General features: G+C 56.1%; 18 protein-coding genes. 10 read left to right on the plus strand and 8 right to left on the minus strand.

What is annotated here, in order from left to right:
* Window positions 1-22: 22 nt before the first annotated feature.
* Genes ACEW72_RS10865 through ACEW72_RS10875 form a run of 3 tightly spaced genes read right to left on the minus strand, consistent with a single transcriptional unit; the run spans window position 23 to window position 2,402 of the window.
* Window positions 23-958, minus strand: a complete 936-nt coding sequence (locus ACEW72_RS10865; RefSeq protein WP_373476399.1) for a YihY/virulence factor BrkB family protein — start codon at window positions 956-958, stop codon at window positions 23-25.
* Window positions 951-1,880: a DnaJ C-terminal domain-containing protein gene (locus ACEW72_RS10870; RefSeq protein ID WP_373476400.1), complete on the minus strand. Its 930-nt coding sequence runs from the start codon at window positions 1,878-1,880 to the stop codon at window positions 951-953. The genes ACEW72_RS10865 and ACEW72_RS10870 overlap by 8 nt, the downstream gene beginning before the upstream one ends.
* A 54-nt stretch (window positions 1,881-1,934) precedes the next feature.
* Window positions 1,935-2,402, minus strand: coding sequence for an ABA4-like family protein (locus ACEW72_RS10875; protein ID WP_373476401.1), 468 nt, complete (start codon window positions 2,400-2,402; stop codon window positions 1,935-1,937).
* Between the two features lie 51 nt (window positions 2,403-2,453).
* On the opposite strand from ACEW72_RS10875, the gene pdxH reads away from it, so the two are divergent.
* From pdxH to ACEW72_RS10895, 4 genes are read left to right on the plus strand one after another with little or no spacing between them, the layout of a single operon-like run.
* Window positions 2,454-3,050 (plus strand): pyridoxamine 5'-phosphate oxidase, encoded by a 597-nt coding sequence (gene pdxH / locus ACEW72_RS10880; protein WP_373476402.1) that lies wholly within the window; start codon window positions 2,454-2,456, stop codon window positions 3,048-3,050.
* Window positions 3,051-3,076: 26 nt separating this feature from the next.
* Entirely contained in the window at window positions 3,077-4,000 is a 924-nt protein-coding gene (locus ACEW72_RS10885) for a cation diffusion facilitator family transporter (RefSeq protein ID WP_373476421.1), read from the plus strand.
* Window positions 3,993-4,790 carry a PhzF family phenazine biosynthesis protein gene (locus ACEW72_RS10890; protein ID WP_373476403.1) on the plus strand — a complete coding sequence of 266 codons (798 nt, stop codon included), beginning with the start codon at window positions 3,993-3,995 and terminating at the stop codon, window positions 4,788-4,790. The genes ACEW72_RS10885 and ACEW72_RS10890 overlap by 8 nt, the downstream gene beginning before the upstream one ends.
* A gap of 36 nt (window positions 4,791-4,826) precedes the next feature.
* Window positions 4,827-5,114: a hypothetical protein gene (locus ACEW72_RS10895; RefSeq protein ID WP_373476404.1), complete on the plus strand. Its 288-nt coding sequence runs from the start codon at window positions 4,827-4,829 to the stop codon at window positions 5,112-5,114.
* A gap of 44 nt (window positions 5,115-5,158) precedes the next feature.
* On the opposite strand, the gene ACEW72_RS10900 is transcribed toward ACEW72_RS10895, so the two are convergent.
* The gene (locus tag ACEW72_RS10900) at window positions 5,159-5,608 is read right to left on the minus strand and encodes a peptidylprolyl isomerase (RefSeq protein WP_373476405.1); all 450 of its coding nucleotides are present in this window, start codon (window positions 5,606-5,608) and stop codon (window positions 5,159-5,161) included.
* Between the two features lie 137 nt (window positions 5,609-5,745).
* On the opposite strand from ACEW72_RS10900, the gene mgtE reads away from it, so the two are divergent.
* Together mgtE and ACEW72_RS10910 are read left to right on the plus strand one after the other, a co-directional pair.
* Window positions 5,746-7,155: a magnesium transporter gene (gene mgtE / locus ACEW72_RS10905; protein WP_373476406.1), complete on the plus strand. Its 1,410-nt coding sequence runs from the start codon at window positions 5,746-5,748 to the stop codon at window positions 7,153-7,155.
* Window positions 7,156-7,179: 24 nt separating this feature from the next.
* Window positions 7,180-7,584: a DUF1489 family protein gene (locus tag ACEW72_RS10910; RefSeq protein ID WP_373476407.1), complete on the plus strand. Its 405-nt coding sequence runs from the start codon at window positions 7,180-7,182 to the stop codon at window positions 7,582-7,584.
* Window positions 7,585-7,847: 263 nt separating this feature from the next.
* Here ACEW72_RS10910 and ACEW72_RS10915 read toward each other — a convergent pair whose 3' ends face one another.
* The 4 genes from ACEW72_RS10915 to ACEW72_RS10930 are packed head-to-tail and all read right to left on the minus strand — an operon-like array spanning window position 7,848 to window position 11,767.
* A complete protein-coding gene (locus tag ACEW72_RS10915; protein ID WP_373476408.1) occupies window positions 7,848-8,522 on the minus strand; it encodes a DsbA family oxidoreductase in 675 nt (224 codons plus the stop codon).
* Complete coding sequence (nudC, locus tag ACEW72_RS10920) at window positions 8,519-9,388, minus strand: NAD(+) diphosphatase (protein ID WP_373476409.1); 870 nt, start codon at window positions 9,386-9,388, stop codon at window positions 8,519-8,521. The genes ACEW72_RS10915 and nudC overlap by 4 nt, the downstream gene beginning before the upstream one ends.
* 4 nt (window positions 9,389-9,392) lie before the next feature.
* Window positions 9,393-10,694 carry a serine hydrolase domain-containing protein gene (locus tag ACEW72_RS10925; protein ID WP_373476410.1) on the minus strand — a complete coding sequence of 434 codons (1,302 nt, stop codon included), beginning with the start codon at window positions 10,692-10,694 and terminating at the stop codon, window positions 9,393-9,395.
* Complete coding sequence (locus ACEW72_RS10930; protein ID WP_373476411.1) at window positions 10,694-11,767, minus strand: A/G-specific adenine glycosylase; 1,074 nt, start codon at window positions 11,765-11,767, stop codon at window positions 10,694-10,696. Before ACEW72_RS10930 ends, ACEW72_RS10925 begins: the two co-directional genes overlap by 1 nt.
* Before the next feature lie 10 nt (window positions 11,768-11,777).
* Here ACEW72_RS10930 and ACEW72_RS10935 point away from each other — a divergent pair, with 10 nt between their 5' ends.
* The 4 genes from ACEW72_RS10935 to ACEW72_RS10950 form a co-directional block, all read left to right on the plus strand.
* Window positions 11,778-12,323 (plus strand): DUF721 domain-containing protein, encoded by a 546-nt coding sequence (locus tag ACEW72_RS10935; protein WP_373476412.1) that lies wholly within the window; start codon window positions 11,778-11,780, stop codon window positions 12,321-12,323.
* Between the two features lie 6 nt (window positions 12,324-12,329).
* On the plus strand, window positions 12,330-13,049 hold the full coding sequence (locus ACEW72_RS10940) for a thioredoxin domain-containing protein (protein WP_373476413.1): 720 nt from the start codon (window positions 12,330-12,332) through the stop codon (window positions 13,047-13,049).
* A gap of 29 nt (window positions 13,050-13,078) precedes the next feature.
* Window positions 13,079-13,816, plus strand: a complete 738-nt coding sequence (locus ACEW72_RS10945; RefSeq protein ID WP_373476414.1) for a thioredoxin domain-containing protein — start codon at window positions 13,079-13,081, stop codon at window positions 13,814-13,816.
* Window positions 13,817-13,865: 49 nt separating this feature from the next.
* The coding region (locus tag ACEW72_RS10950) for an AAA family ATPase (protein ID WP_373476415.1) at window positions 13,866-15,082 on the plus strand (1,217 nt) is incomplete at its 3' end.

The raw sequence follows: 15,082 nt of genomic DNA on the forward strand, positions 1-15,082 counted from the left end.
CTCATATCTTGAAAAGTTCGGGTTATCGGTCCCTTAGTCCATTTTCATGCGCGTTGGCCAGTGCCGCGTTCAATTGCGCGCCGGTCACCATGCCCAAGCCGACCAGATAGAAAAAGATAAGCGCGACCATCACACCGGCAAGGCTGCCATACGTAACATCGTAATTGGTAATGGTGGACAGAAACCACGGCAAAACCGCGGTACAACCAAGCCACCACAGACTGACCAGCGCCGCACCCGGCCATTTGGGATAAATGCGCGCGCGATATTTCTGGGGGGTCAGGCCCCGGAATATCAGATAGATAGCAGCAAATAATATAAGGAAAGGCACAAAGCGGCCAAGGGCGAAATATCCTGCAATATTCTGCGCCGACGGGATGAAGCGGTAAACAAGATCTTCGATTGCCGTCACCATAACTTGCGCGCTGAATGCCGCCATCGCCAGAAGCACAGAAAACACCACTGTCCCCAGCGAACTCAACCGATATTGCCAGAAATGCAGATGCGGCTGTGTACCATAGGATCGGTGCATCACATCCCTGATGGTTTCAATCAGGCTGGCCGTCGTCCATAGACTAACCGCGCCGCCAAACCATAAAAGTGGGCCGGATCGGGCCGCCATCGCGCTTTCCACCGGCCCGCGCAGGGCATCAGCAACGCCGGGCGGTACCGTCTGGAAAAAAGCGTTGATAAGCGCGATGCCCGATTGCGTTTGGCCAAATGCACCGGCAATCGCGGCCGCCACAATACAAAAGGAAAACAGCACGACGAGTGAAAGATAGGCAAAGTTACCCGCATGAACAAAGCCTTCGCTATACACGCCGACAAAGACGCGCTTCATGACCTCCCACAATTGTCGCGGAGTATCGAGATGCGAGAACCAGCGGGCTTCACTCTCGCCATGCAACGCGGCGCTGTGCGCCCGGGCCTCTGGAGAGAGGGGAGAATGTTCAGACACCCATATTGACCCGCACGGGTTGATCAGACAGACATTCGTTCAGCTTCGCCAATTCCGCAGGGTCTTGCGGCAGATGGATCATCAAGCTGACCAATTGATCGCCACGTTCCCCTGCCTTGTCGGTAAATCCACGGCCCTTTATCCGCAAGGTCGCGCCTGAATTCGTACGCGGCGGTACGGTCAGCAATATGGGACCATCGACCGTAGGCACTTTGACTTTACCACCAGCCACCGCCTCTTTCAGCGATATCGGAAGGTCGATACGGATATGATCGCCATCGCGCGACAAATAGGGATGTTTCCCGATTTTCAGAGTAACCATAGCATCGCCATGACCCGCAGGGCCAGGCTGACCTTTGCCCGGAATTCGGATCTGCTGCCCTGAAACGACGCCCTTGGGTAGCTTGAATTCAACCGTTTTGCCGTCACGCAGCGTAATGCGCTGCGGGGTTAAAGTTGCAGCGTCAGTGAAGGAAACCAAATGCTCATAGGCGATATTGGCACCCTTGGCCAAAGGCTGGGGCTGCGGGCGCGGTCCGGGGTTCGGTCTGGCACCGGCAGTACCGCCGCCGCCAAAAATGCCGTCAAATATGTCGCCCAAATCGATGCCGCTGCCAGCAAAGTCAAAGTTCGCGCTTCCCGGATTTTGCCCTGATCCTCCGAATCCGCCACCGCCGCCATAACCATATGGTGCACGCGCCTGACCATTTTCGTCGATTTCTCCGCGGTCATATTGCGCCCGTTTCTTGGCATCGGACAAAAGGTCATAGGCGCGCGTAACCTCGCTGAACCGGTCGGCAGCTTTGGGATTATCAGTATTTTTGTCCGGATGCAGTTCTTTGGCGAGCTTGCGATAGGCGGTCTTTATCGCCTTCTCGTCCGCGTCCTTTGATACGCCCAAAATCGAATATGGATCGGCCATTCTTGTCCCTGTGTTAGCATTCTACTACTCTAAATCGGGATTGTTGCACATAAGTCAACTCGGTAGCATTGAATTTTCGGGTTTTCCCTTATGTGTAGCGCGCAAAATCAGATATAAAAGCAATCCGATGGGCCCAAGCATGAAGACGAAAAACAAAATTGGTATCTGCACAGCGCGGTGATAGCCATGACGGTCGGCATTGCGTGCAACCCAGATGCCGACAAAAAGGTCAAACGCCAGATAATGAATCCATCCGATTGTCGTGCCGCCCGGGCTTGCAAACAAGGACATAACGCCCGACAGCTTCGTGAAATCTGCGGGCGGCCGACCAACTGGCCCGCCATCATCAATCCAGCCAGCCATCAACGGTATGATAAGCGACGCATAAGTGAGTGCCAATAATCCGCATCCCAGATAGAAAACATAGGGCAGAACGCGGTCCCGTTGCGGAGCAAATGCAAGTATAAGCCAGCAAAACAACGCCCAACTGTTCGTCCAGGTAAAGATGTTTTCCCAAGGCATAAAAATGTCTTCCCTCTTTCAACTGACGCAAGTCTAGCCTATCGCCGCGATATGGAAAGACCCGATCCCTTCATACTGTTCGATGACTGGTATTCAGAAGCACGCGCCAGTGAAATCAACGACTCCAACGCGATGGCGCTGGCTACAGCGGGGGTGGACGGGCAACCGTCGGTGCGTATGGTTCTGTTGAAGGGACATGGCGCAGACTTGGGTTCGCACGGCGGATTTGTTTTCTACACCAATTTTGAAAGCCGCAAGGCAGGACAATTGATTGAAAATCCGAACGTCGCCCTGCTGTTCCACTGGAAATCGCTGCGCCGCCAAATCCGGATTGAAGGGGGCGCAAGTCCGGTCGAAGATGCAGTCGCCGACGCCTATTTCGCCACCCGCTCGCGCAATTCGCAACTTGGCGCATGGGCTTCGAACCAATCCCGTCCGCTCGCTGACCGCGCTACGTTCGAGGCTCGCTTTGCCGAAGCTGAAGCCCGTTTTGAAGGGCAGGACGTCCTGCGCCCGCCGCATTGGTCCGGCTGGATGGTCAGCCCGAAGCGGATCGAATTCTGGCAAGATCGCGAATTCCGTCTGCACGAACGCTGGCTGTACGAACGCACCGCCGGCGGCTGGACCAGTGGAATGCTTTATCCGTGAGCCTGGCCCACAACCATCATCACGAAATGCACGGGTCGCTGACCACCCGCGCGGCGATTGCCAGCGTGTCGATGGCTCTATTCCTTTTGGCATTGAAACTGTTTGCCGCCGCCGAAACCGGATCGGTGGCGTTACTCGGGTCGCTGGCCGACACCGGCTTTGATGTCCTCGCATCGTTGCTGACGCTGTTCAGCGTGCGCTATGCCGCCCGTCCGGCGGATGACAATCATCGTTTCGGACATGGCAAGGCAGAGGCGCTTTCGGCCCTGATCCAAGTTGTTCTGGTCATCGTGTCCGCGATCCTGATTGGCTGGCGTGCAGTCGAAAGGCTGGGTTCGAACGAGTCAACGGCGCACCCCGAATATGGCATCGGGGTTTCGGTCATTGCTATTTTCGCTACGCTGGCTCTGCTTGCATATCAGCGGCAGATTGTCCGCAAGACAGGCTCGGTCGCCATTCACGCCGACCATGTCCATTACCAGTCGGACCTGCTGCTCAATATCGCAGTCATCATCGGCATTGCGCTTGAATCCTTTCTACATCTGCGTGGGGCCGACCCGCTATTCGGCTTGGTCATTGCGCTTTGGTTGTTATGGGGTGCCTTTCGCGCCGCCCAAATGGCACTCGACCAATTGCTCGACCGCGAATGGCCGGAGGCAAGGCGCAATCAATTTATCGAAGTCGCGATGCGTCATCCGCAGTTGCGCGGTATCCACGATATGCGAACCCGGTCCAGCGGCGTACATGATTTCTGTCAGTTCCATGTCTGGGTCGACCCCGACATGACGATATTGCAGGCGCACAGAATCATGGATGAGGTTGAAGAAGCGCTGATGCAGGAATTTCCCGGTGTCGAGGTGCTGATCCACCCGGATCCCGAAGGCCATAAGGACGAACTCGGTTATATCCCGTCCGAAACAATTGAACATCAGGATCACGACCATGACTGAATTGCCCTATTTCCACGTTGATGCCTTTGCCGACCGGCCTTTTACCGGAAATCAGGCGGCGGTCATGCCGTTGGACGCATGGCTCGATGATGCCGTCATGCAGGCCATCGGCGAGGAAAACAATTTCGCCGAAACCGCCTTCACTATTCCCGATGCAACCGGCGCGGCGGACTATGAACTGCGCTGGTTTACGCCCGCGGTCGAAATCCGCCTGTGTGGACATGCGACATTGGCCAGCGGGCATATTTTGCTCGAACAGTACCCGCAAAAAGAACGCATCACATTCCGCACGCGCAAGGCCGGAATCCTCGAAGTCCGGCGCGAAGGGGACGGCTATGCGGTCGCCCTTCCCGCTATTTCCACAGACGCCGTCACTATCCCTGAAATGATGGCGGCAATGGGCGGCAAGCCATTGTCGATGCGGCGCAATCCGGATCATTACAATCTGTTCCGCTATGAAAGCGCCGCCGAAATCCTTGCGCTGAAACCTGATATGAAGGCATTGGCCGCCTTTGGCGATGACAGCTTCACGGCCACAGCCCCCGGGACCGACACCGATGTGGTAAGCCGTGTTTTCGTACCCGGCGCAGGCGTAGATGAAGACAGCGTCACCGGCAGCGCGCACGCTGTCCTGACCCCTTATTGGGCAGCGGAACTTGGCCGCAACGAATTCACGGCGCACCAGGCATCGGCGCGTGGCGGGTATCTGAAATGCCGTTTGGATGGAGACAAGGCTTGGCTCTCCGGCCACTGCGTAACGGTCGTAAAGGGCACATTCACCTTGGGTTGAGCACGACGCAATTCTTACTAGGAAAAAGGAAAATACATGCTGAAATCAATCGCTATCGGCGCATTTTTGTTTTGCGCCACCGCCGCGTTCGCGCAGCAGACCCCTGCACCACCAGCCGGCGGCATGCCAGGTCCTGAACAGATTTTCGCTTTTCTGGACGCCGATAAAGACGGGTTCATCGCCAAAACAGAAGCACAAGGCCCGATGGTCCAGCATTTCGATTTCATCGATTCCGACAAGGACGGCAAAATCTCCGTCGCCGAGCTAAAAACCGCCATGGAAGCCATGCGTCCGCCAGAGCCGCCAAAGGCCGACGCCGAGTAGGAAATAGATTGGGGACCGTCCCTAAAGGGACAGTCCCCAAAAACTTACGCTATTGTTGCCTTGCGGATAACACCGGGATTCGCCGGCGGCTCGCCTTTGGGCAGCGCGTCGACATGTTCCATACCGCTGATAACCTGACCCCAAACGGTATATTGCCGGTCAAGGAAAGAGGCATCGTCAAAGCAGATGAAGAACTGGCTGTTTGCGGTATTCGGATCATTGGTCCGTGCCATCGAACATACGCCGCGCACATGGGGTTCGGCGTTGAATTCTTGCATCAGGTTCGGTTTTGACGACCCGCCCATGCCGGTGCCATTGGGGCAACCGCCTTGAGCCATGAAGCCGGGGATGACGCGGTGGAATTTCACGCCATCGTAAAATCCTTCGCCGACCAGTTCCTTGATACGCGCAACGTGATTTGGTGCCAGATCGGCACGCAGTTTGATGACAACATCGCCGTCATCAAGGCTTAGGGTTAGGGTTTCATCTGACATAGCGTGCTCCTTCTGGAATGAATGCCGCAAGCCCTAGGGCAAGCAATCGCTGTGGCCAAGCCAAAATCATTGCATTTTGAACATGGACGCTTAGGAGGATGCCAACCTGCATCCAACGTTCCGAGGGGAGGCCGCATATGACCAGCGAACAAGCCGAACCCGTCACCATCGACGAAGAAGTCATGGAAACACTGGACGAAGACAATATCCTGAACCGTGACTTCGTCGCCCGCGTTCTTGAAGCGGTGCAAGACGGCGACACCGATGAGGTCAAACGCCTCGTCGAGCCGTTACACGAAGCTGATATTGCCGACCTTTTGGAACAGACATCTTCGGAACGGCGCGGACCGCTCGCCGTGGCGATGGGCGATTTGATGAGCGCCGAGGTGCTCGCCGAAATCAACGACTGGGTGCGCGATGATATCATCGACGCGCTTCCGGCTGCACAGGTCGCCGACCTTGCCGGACAGCTCGACACCGACGACGCCGTCGCAATTATCGAGGATATGGAGGAGGAGGACCAGCAGGCCGTCCTTGCCGAGCTCGACCCCGAAGACCGCGCCGTCATCGAAGCCGCGCTGTCTTATCCCGACGAATCCGCAGGCCGCATCATGCAGCGCGAACTGGTCGCGGTGCCGGAACATATGACCGTCGGGCAGCTGATCGATTATCTGCGCGACCATCAGGATCTAACGACGGAATTCTGGGAAGTGTTTGTGGTCGACCCGCAGCACAAGCCTGTTGGCACGTGCAAGCTAAGCTGGATCATGCGAAGCCAGCGCAAAGTTCCCGTCAGCGCAATCATGGCACACGAACAGACGTTAATTCCCGTCGATATGGATCAGGAAGAAGTCGCGCTCCGGTTCCAGAAATACGCCCTGATTTCGGCCGCCGTTGTCGATCAATCAGGTCGGCTGGTCGGCGTTATAACCGCAGATGACATTGTCCACATCATCCAAGAGGAAGCAGATGAGGATTTTCTTCAGCTATCGGGTGCGGGCGAAGGCGACATTAACGAGCCGATAGCCGATAGTTACAAGGCGCGCGTCCGCTGGTTGATTGCCAATCTGGGCACGGCGATGGTCGCAAGCTTCATTATCGCGCAGTTTGGCGCGGCCATTGAAACAATGGTGGCGCTGGCGATTTTAATGCCGATTGTGGCCTCGATTGGCGGCAATGCCGGTACGCAGACATTGGCGGTTACGGTGCGTGCGCTCGCCACCAACCAATTGACCCAATCAAATACGATGCGCTCTATTTGGCGCGAGATTCGCGTTGCGCTGCTGATTGGTGCGACCATCGCGATAATCGCTGGCATTGGCGCTGGCTTGATATTCGGCAATTGGTTGCTGGCCGGTGTCATCGCGGCGGCCATATTGTGCAACATTTCGCTGGCAGGGCTGTCCGGCGTCGCCATTCCGGTCATTCTCGACCGGCTGGATCAAGATCCTGCTGTCTCGAGTTCGATCTTCGTGACGATGATCACCGATTCGATGGGCTTTCTTATTTTCCTGGGGCTGGCCGTGTTCAGTGGGCTTGCAGGGTAAAGCTGCGATAGACATATTGCACTTATGCCTTTGAACATGACCAAAATTGCCTTCGGTGCAACCGGTGCCGCCGATTTGCGGGACCGCCTTACCCATTATGCACAGGCAGGCGAAGTGCGGCTGACGACGCGCTATTTGCCAAAACGGGTCGCAGAAATGGCCGGTGGATCGCTGTACTGGATACATGCCCACACCATGATTGGCCGAAGCCCGATACTCGGTTTCATGGAGAATGGTGCAGGCCGCCACTGGATACGGATAGAACCGCGCCTTATTCCCGTCCGCGGCGTCCCCAAACGCGCGCATCAAGGCTGGCGCTATCTCGAAGAAAAAGACGCCCCGCCCGATCTTGGAGATGGCGAGGCAGACGCCCGTGACGTCATGCCGTCCAAGATGCTGGGCGATTTGATGAAGATGGGGCTGGTTTAAGAGAGGGCTGTTTTGCCTGCGGTAAATGTTGGGAGAATGCCTTTTTCTTCCCGCCGCTTACCCTCCTCTCTCCTTCAGGGGAGAGGTACGAAGTCTTATGGCTTTAGCCATTAGACGCAGTGGAGAGGGGGAGATCGCGCACATACCTCGCCGTTGTGGCCCCTCTCCAACTGCGCCTAGGCCTGTCGGCCAAGGCTCCGTATCCTCTCCCCTGAAGGAGAGAGGGGGTTGTTTCATGCTAAGATAAAAGGACAGTCCTCAACCTAGTCCACAACCGCCCCGGCGTTGCGCTTTGCCAAAACCTTGCCGATAACCCCGGCAAAAGTCTCAGCACTCTGGGCACCGGGAACCATGAATTTCTGGTCGAAAATGATTGCAGGCACGCCGGTGATATTTTCGTCTAGCCATTGCCGCTGTTCGGCCCGAACGCCTTGCGTCAGGCTTTCGTCGAGCATCCATGCTTGTGCGACGGACGCCTCCATCCCCTGTTGTTCCGCGATTTCCGCCAACACCGCCATATCGCTGACGTCGCGACGTTCCTGAAAATAGGCTTTGAATAACGCCATTTTTAAAGCCGTCTGCGCCTGCCAACCGCGCTCGGAGCCAAAAACCGTTAGCAGCTTATGGGCGTTGAACGTGTTGTAGATCCGCATCCCCTCGCCATAATTGAAAGTGAATCCCACACTTTCGCCGATATCGGCAAGGCGTTGCCGGTTGGCGTGACTTTGTTCGGGCGTGCTGCCATATTTGCGGGCGATATGTTCGGCCGTATCCTCGCCCTCGGGCGGCATATTCGGGTTCAGTTCAAACGGATGCCACCAGGTTTCGGTCGCTACCGGCTGATCCAACATTTCCAATGCCATCTGCACCTGGCGATAGCCGATGATGCACCAGGGGCAAACCACATCGGATACTATATCGATCCGCAACGGCGTCATGTGATGGCCCAATGTTTTAGCAAACTGTGCGCGATGGCAAAAGGCGGTGGTGCGTTAAAGGTGCGCGACTCGGCATTTTCAAGCGCGGCTTGCGCCTCTTCCTTGCTGATCCATTTGGCATCCTCAAGCTCGTCGGTGTCGAGCGTTATTGCATCATCGACCGCATCAACGATACATGCGATCATCAATTGCGCGCCACCAAAGGGCCAAGGCTGGCTGGTCACATAGCGCACTTTACCGCAGGTGATTCCAGCCTCTTCATGGATTTCGCGGCGCACCGCTTCTTCAATGCTTTCGCCCGGTTCGAGGAACCCGGCCAGCGCCGAATAATTGCCAGGGGGAAATCGCGACTGCCTACCAACGAGCGCCCTGCCTTCATATTCGGCCAGCATGATGACAACCGGGTCGGTGCGCGGAAAATGCTCCTTACCGCAATTGCCGCATTTGCGGCCCCAGCCTGCGCGGAACAACGCCGTCAGATGTCCGCATTTGCCGCAGAACCGATGGCCGTTATGCCATTCAATCAAGCTACGCGCGGTGCCGTATATCGCCGCGTCTTCTGCCGGTAACATCGAAAGCGCGCGCCATATTGCAGGGGATCGGAAAACATCGCCTTCTGCCTCAGCCAAAGCGACAAAATGCGGCTTTCCTTCGGACAAGCCAAGCAGGATGAGTTCTTCGGAACCGGATAACTCAGCCACCGAATGCCACATCAATCCGCCTTCGGCGGTGACAACGGGATCAAGCCCGTCTAGCCCGAGAATCCGTGCCCGCCAATCCCCCAACAGCGCGACATAAGCCTCTATATCATTCCGAACACGGTCGGCACGGTCGAGAGGTGATCCGGTAAAGCCTGGGCTCATCATCAGATCAGGCCGTTATGCCCAGATCCTTCAGCACCCATTTTGCAAATTCCTCATGAAAGGGATATACATTGCTTGGCACATATTGCGCCATGCACACGGCGCGCACCTTACGGCGGGTATCGACAAAAGCCACTGTACCAGCCGCGCCGCCCCAGCCAAATGTTCCTTCAAACGCACCTTTGCCAACGCGGCCACCTGCGCCATTGCCTGCGCCTGCAACGAATGTACCGTCGGTATTTACGCCGGCGGGTAACAGATCGGACATGGCCAGTGCCGCTGTTTCGGACGCCATCACGCGAACCCCATCGAGTTCCCCGCCATTTTGCAACATGTGCAAAAAGCGGTCGTAATCGCGTGCCGAGCACACCAGACCTGCCCCGCCAAAGGCAAAGGCAGGTTTGTCGAGATAGATGCTGGTCGGCCCGGGATCTATGGGGATCAATACGCCATTGACGGGCGCATAATTGGTCACAAAGCGCTTAGTTTCGGCGGCGGGCACTTGGAAATAACTGCTTGTCATTTTCAACGGTTCAAACAGCCGTGTTTTCAAAAAGGCTTCAAAATCCATCCCGCTGGCAGCTTCAATTACGCGGCCAAGGACATCAAGCGAAATGGAATAACTCCACTTTGAACCCGGCTCTGCAATCAAGGGCAAAGCGGCCACCCGTTCGGCAAAAGTCTTCAAATCGGGGGTGGGTGCCGGGGTTTCAAAGCCGGGAAGTGGGAAGCGGCTCATTATCGCAGGATTGATGCCCTGTTCATTATATGCCTTCAACAACGGTCCCTTGGTTATGATATTATAGCCAAGTCCCGACGTGTGGGTCAGCAAATGCCGGACAGTAATCTGGTTTTTGGCGGGCACCGCCGAAAGACTATTTTCAGGATCGGAAAGAACCGTCATTTTCGCAAATTCGGGCAGGAAATCGGCAATGGGTTGGTCGAGTTTCATTTTGCCATCGCCCACCAACAACATGGCCGCGATGCCGGTAATCGGCTTAGTCATCGAATACACACGCCATAGCGTATCGAAATCAACGGGTGTCTGGTCGCCTTGGGCAATGGTGCCGACCGAAATCACGTCAGTCGCGATTGCGCCTTTACCGATCGACGCCAGAACTCCGGGCAATTTCCCCGATGCGACATAGCTGTCGAATTGAGTCTTTATCGTTGGATATTTCTCGATCGCCAATGCCCAAGCTTTGGCTGGCATGAATGCAGTTGCCGCGCCAGCCAAACCAAGCGCGCCGCTCCAGCCCAAAAAGCCGCGCCGATTTAATGCCGCTGCGCTGATTGCCTGATGTTCCATTACGTCTCTCCCGAAGCGATTGCCACTTTTGCTGCTTTACTGAATAGTGTCGGTAGACCGGCCTTGTCGAGCAAATTTACGGTCCACCACTCGCCCTCAACCGGCGGATCGCCCTTACCCCGCCATGCCGTAACGGTAACGACGATATCCAGTGAGAAATGGGTGAAGACGTGCGAAACGTGTGTCCGGCAAAAAGTCCAATCAGCCGCAAACGGCGGTGTTTGATTGCCGTCGCTTCGCGCATTCCAGCCATCATCTGGTAAAGCACGCATCCCGGCCAGCATCCCCTTGTCGTGTCGGCGAACAAGCCAGACAAGGTCATCCTTTGTGATCCAATATATTGTGCCTGTTCGCACAGGCTTGGCTTTTTTAGGCGCCTTCACTGGATAATCCTGCGGGTTTCCGGCGATTGATGCTGAACAATGGGCATTTAGCGGGCACACAGGACAAGACGGCGTCTTAACCGAACATATACCCGCACCCAGATCCATCATCGCCTGGGCAAAGTCGCCTGACCTCAAATTCGGGGTAATTTCCGACGTTGCATCATAGATACTTGGCTTTGCCTGCGGCAACGGCGTTGAAATAGACTTCAGCCGCGAAACGACGCGCTCAATATTGGCATCAACCACGACGGCATTTTTGCCAAAAGCGATCGCCGCTATCGCGGCCGCGGTGTAAGGGCCAATGCCCGGCAATGTCCGCAACTGTGTTTCTTCTTCAGGCATTACGCCGTCAAAATCAGACATTATCGTGCGCGCGCACCGGATTAAATTGCGCGCCCTTGCGTAATAACCAAGCCCTGCCCACGCCGCCATGACATCGGCATCATCACAGGCCGCCAATGCGGCAAAATCGGGCCAACGCTGTGTGAATTTCTGGAAATAGGGTATCACAGCTGCAACCGTGGTTTGCTGCAACATAATCTCCGATATCCATACATGATAAGGATCAGGCAAGCCCTGCCCGGGCAATTTGCGCCACGGCAAATTCCTTGCATGCCGGTCATAATGGTCAAGCAGGAGCCCTGCGATATCCCCAATTTTCTGGCCAGAATGTTGGACGCCGTTCATCAGAAATGGCATGGATGAGACAATGGACAAAGGCAAGACATCTGACCGGGGGTCGAAAAAGACGATCACCCCCAAACCCTATCAACGTCCCCGGGGCGGAGAAGCAAAGGCGGTGTCCGCGCTTATGCCCGAAATAGGCCGCGCTGCATTCCGCCGTTTCGGATTTGTCCAAAGTTCGGTAGTCAGCCGTTGGGATGAAATTGTCGGTACCCGTTATGCGACCGTTTCCGCCCCTGAAGCGATCCGCTTTCCCTTCGGCAAAAAATCTGACGGAACGCTGGAGTTGACCGTTGAAGGCGCGCACGCGACGATGATCCAGCACGTAATTCCCGAGATTATCGAACGGGTAAACCGCTTTTTCGGATATGCCGCCGTTGCCCGCGTCAAAATCCGACAGGGAACAGTGTCACGGCCCCCCGAGGCCAAGCTCGCAACCCCGTCCTTGTTAAAGCCGGTCCCGTTCGAATTAGGCGAATCGTTAAGGGAGATCGGCGATCCGGAATTGTTCGCCGTGCTGGAAAGTCTTGCAAAAAGCCTTGCCAAAGACGGTGAGTGATTCCAGATGTTCGGGGTCACAAATATGGGTAATGCTAATCCTATGCCGCAAAATGCAAAATATCTCGCGATTCTGGTAACCACCGCCCTGGCTTTTTCAGCCGGTTCGCTTGCGGCGCCTGCGAAAAGCAACTGGCTTTCGACGTTTACGGTCACAGACAAGGGCGCGCATATCATCGGCAACCCTTCGGCGCCCAATAAAGTCGTCGAATATTTAAGCTATACCTGCAACCATTGTGCGGATTTTGAATTAAAAGAATCACCGAAGTTCAAGGCGCAATATGTCGCAACCGGCAAAGCCAGTCTTGAAATTCGCAATCTACTTTTGAATCCGATTGATTTGACCGCAGCCATGCTGGCCCGGTGCGGCGGCAAGGGAAGGTTCTTTGGCAACCAGAAACATCTGTTCGCGACCCAATCAATCTGGCTGGGACAGACCAAGAATATTTCGGCAAATACCCAAGCGCAATTAAAGAGCGAGAATTTCGCCGGTTTCATGACCGGTGTTTATCAGGAAATCGGACTTGCCCCGATTATGCAACAGCGCGGAATTACCCCGGATCAAGCCAAAAAGTGCCTTGCAGATAAAGTGGCGCTGAAGGCCGTAATCGACATGACGGACGAGGGCAGCGCTGCCGGTGTAAAGGGCACGCCCTCATTCATGGTCAACGGGGTATTGCAAGACCATGTCCACAACTTCGACGAGCTGAAAACAAAGTTAAATTGATAACGGATCGAAAGATTGAAGGAAAATATATGCGTATAAAGTCTTTATTGGTCGCAGCCACAGCAGCACTCGCACTTGTGGCGTGCAGCGGCGGCGATACTGCTGGCGCGCCAAAAGGCGAACCCATTGCAAAAGTCGCTGCCCCTGCTGGAAAGTCATGGACCGACACAGTCAGCAAAACCGCAGCGGGCGGCTATAAGATGGGCAATCCAGAGGCTAAGCTTCAGTTGATCGAATATGGCGCGATTACGTGCCCGGGCTGTGCCCAATTTTCGGCCCAATCAACCGAAGAGCTGAATGGATTGATAAACACCGGCGTCGTTGCGATGGAGTTTAGGCCCTTTCTCGTGCACGGCGTGCAGGATATTCCTGGTTTCCTTTTGGCATCATGCAGCGGCCCGGAAGCGTTTTTCCCGCTTATCGAGCAACTTTATGCCGAACAGCAAAGCTGGTTGAGCAAGTTGAGCACCGTAACGCCAGCCGACCAGCAAGCGATGCAAAAAATGACCCCTGCGGAAATCGCAACGCTTCTTGGCACAAAAATGGGTCTTATCGATTTCGTCAAATCCCGCGGGATTAGTGAAGATCAGGCCAAATCCTGCCTTGCCGACAAAACGGCAATCGACGCACTGATCGCTGAAACCGAAAAAGCCACAAATGACGACGGCGTCAGCGGGACGCCCTTTTTCACCCTCAACGGTGCAAAGCTAGATTTGAACGGCTGGGTCCAGGTGAAGGGCAAGCTGGTCGAAGCAGGGGCGCGGTAGGAGCTTCGCGGGGAACAAGAATGGGTTTTTGTAGTCGGCGAGACAGCATGTGCGAATAAACAGGCTGAAACTTGTTGGCTTCAAAAGCTTTGTCGAGCCTGCCGAACTCAAGATCGAAACCGGCCTCACCGGCATTGTCGGGCCGAACGGGTGCGGTAAATCGAACCTTTTGGAGGCCATCCGCTGGGTCATGGGCGAAAGCAGCCCGAAATCGATGCGCGGCGCAGGCATGGAAGATGTCATTTTCGCAGGAACAGCTACCCGCCCGCCGCGCGATTTTGCAGAAGTCACAATTTCGGCGGAGCAGCGTTATAATGATGCCGCGAACGATGCAGATCACGAACTGGAAGTAACCCGCCGGATTGAGCGCGGGGCGGGGTCGGCCTATCGGTCCAATGGCCGTGATGTGCGGGCAAAGGATGTGGCACTGATCTTCGCCGATGCGGCAACTGGCGCGCACTCCCCTGCCCTTGTCAGCCAGGGCCGGATCGGTGCGATCATCTCAGCCAAGCCGCAGGAACGACGGCAGATGCTGGAAGAAGCGGCGGGTATTTCGGGCCTGCATGTGCGCCGCAAGGACGCCGAGCAAAAACTGCGTGCGGCCGAGGCTAACCTGTCCCGGCTGGCCACGATCCTTGCTGACATGGACGCCCGCGCGGGCCAGCTTCGCCGCCAGGCCAAGCAGGCCGAACGCTATCGCAAACTCAGTCGCGAGATTTTGCAGGCCGAGGCGCAGCTTATCTTCGTGCGTTGGCAAGAGGCAAAGGCCGCAGCCGATACCGCCCGCGCCGAAGCCAATGCGGCGACGACAGCGGTGGAAAAAGCCGGTGTGCAGCAGCGAGAGCTGAGCACGGCGCAGCAAAAGGCGGTGGGCGAACTCGCCGAAGCGCGGTCCGTCGCCATGGCCGCGCGCGATGCGGCAAGTGATCTGTCGAACAGACTGGTCCAGTTGAAAAGCGATCTGGACCGCATATTGCAGCGTCAGGCGGATTTGACGACACAAGCGGCCCGCATGGCCGACGATGGAGCGCGAGAAGACCGACTGACCCACGACGCCGCCGATGCCCTGGCCCGGTTGCAAGGCGAAAGCGCCTCCTTGAACCAAGCGATAAAGGCGCAAGAGGACCAACGTCCCGCGCTTGTCAGGGTCGCCGAAAACGCAGAACGACAGGTGCGCGAAAGTGAAGTTTCACTCGCAAAGGCCTTGGCGGAACAGGCCCGCGCCGATGCGGAAATCCGGGTCGCCGATGACGCCCTCGCCACCGC

Origin of the sequence: Sphingorhabdus sp., from assembly GCF_041737645.1 — a bacterium.
In the GTDB taxonomy this organism is placed as follows: domain Bacteria; phylum Pseudomonadota; class Alphaproteobacteria; order Sphingomonadales; family Sphingomonadaceae; genus Sphingorhabdus_B.

Coding starts and splice junctions, on each gene's coding strand:
- ACEW72_RS10870 (WP_373476400.1), bottom strand. CDS start 1,880: ATGGCCGATCCATATTCGATTTTGGGCGTATCAAAGGACGCGGACGAG.
- ACEW72_RS10875 (WP_373476401.1), bottom strand. CDS start 2,402: ATGCCTTGGGAAAACATCTTTACCTGGACGAACAGTTGGGCGTTGTTT.
- pdxH (WP_373476402.1), top strand. CDS start 2,454: ATGGAAAGACCCGATCCCTTCATACTGTTCGATGACTGGTATTCAGAA.
- ACEW72_RS10885 (WP_373476421.1), top strand. CDS start 3,077: ATGCACGGGTCGCTGACCACCCGCGCGGCGATTGCCAGCGTGTCGATG.
- ACEW72_RS10890 (WP_373476403.1), top strand. CDS start 3,993: ATGACTGAATTGCCCTATTTCCACGTTGATGCCTTTGCCGACCGGCCT.
- ACEW72_RS10895 (WP_373476404.1), top strand. CDS start 4,827: ATGCTGAAATCAATCGCTATCGGCGCATTTTTGTTTTGCGCCACCGCC.
- ACEW72_RS10900 (WP_373476405.1), bottom strand. CDS start 5,608: ATGTCAGATGAAACCCTAACCCTAAGCCTTGATGACGGCGATGTTGTC.
- mgtE (WP_373476406.1), top strand. CDS start 5,746: ATGACCAGCGAACAAGCCGAACCCGTCACCATCGACGAAGAAGTCATG.
- ACEW72_RS10910 (WP_373476407.1), top strand. CDS start 7,180: ATGCCTTTGAACATGACCAAAATTGCCTTCGGTGCAACCGGTGCCGCC.
- ACEW72_RS10915 (WP_373476408.1), bottom strand. CDS start 8,522: ATGACGCCGTTGCGGATCGATATAGTATCCGATGTGGTTTGCCCCTGG.
- nudC (WP_373476409.1), bottom strand. CDS start 9,388: ATGATGAGCCCAGGCTTTACCGGATCACCTCTCGACCGTGCCGACCGT.
- ACEW72_RS10925 (WP_373476410.1), bottom strand. CDS start 10,694: ATGGAACATCAGGCAATCAGCGCAGCGGCATTAAATCGGCGCGGCTTT.
- ACEW72_RS10930 (WP_373476411.1), bottom strand. CDS start 11,767: ATGAACGGCGTCCAACATTCTGGCCAGAAAATTGGGGATATCGCAGGG.
- ACEW72_RS10935 (WP_373476412.1), top strand. CDS start 11,778: ATGGATGAGACAATGGACAAAGGCAAGACATCTGACCGGGGGTCGAAA.
- ACEW72_RS10940 (WP_373476413.1), top strand. CDS start 12,330: ATGTTCGGGGTCACAAATATGGGTAATGCTAATCCTATGCCGCAAAAT.
- ACEW72_RS10945 (WP_373476414.1), top strand. CDS start 13,079: ATGCGTATAAAGTCTTTATTGGTCGCAGCCACAGCAGCACTCGCACTT.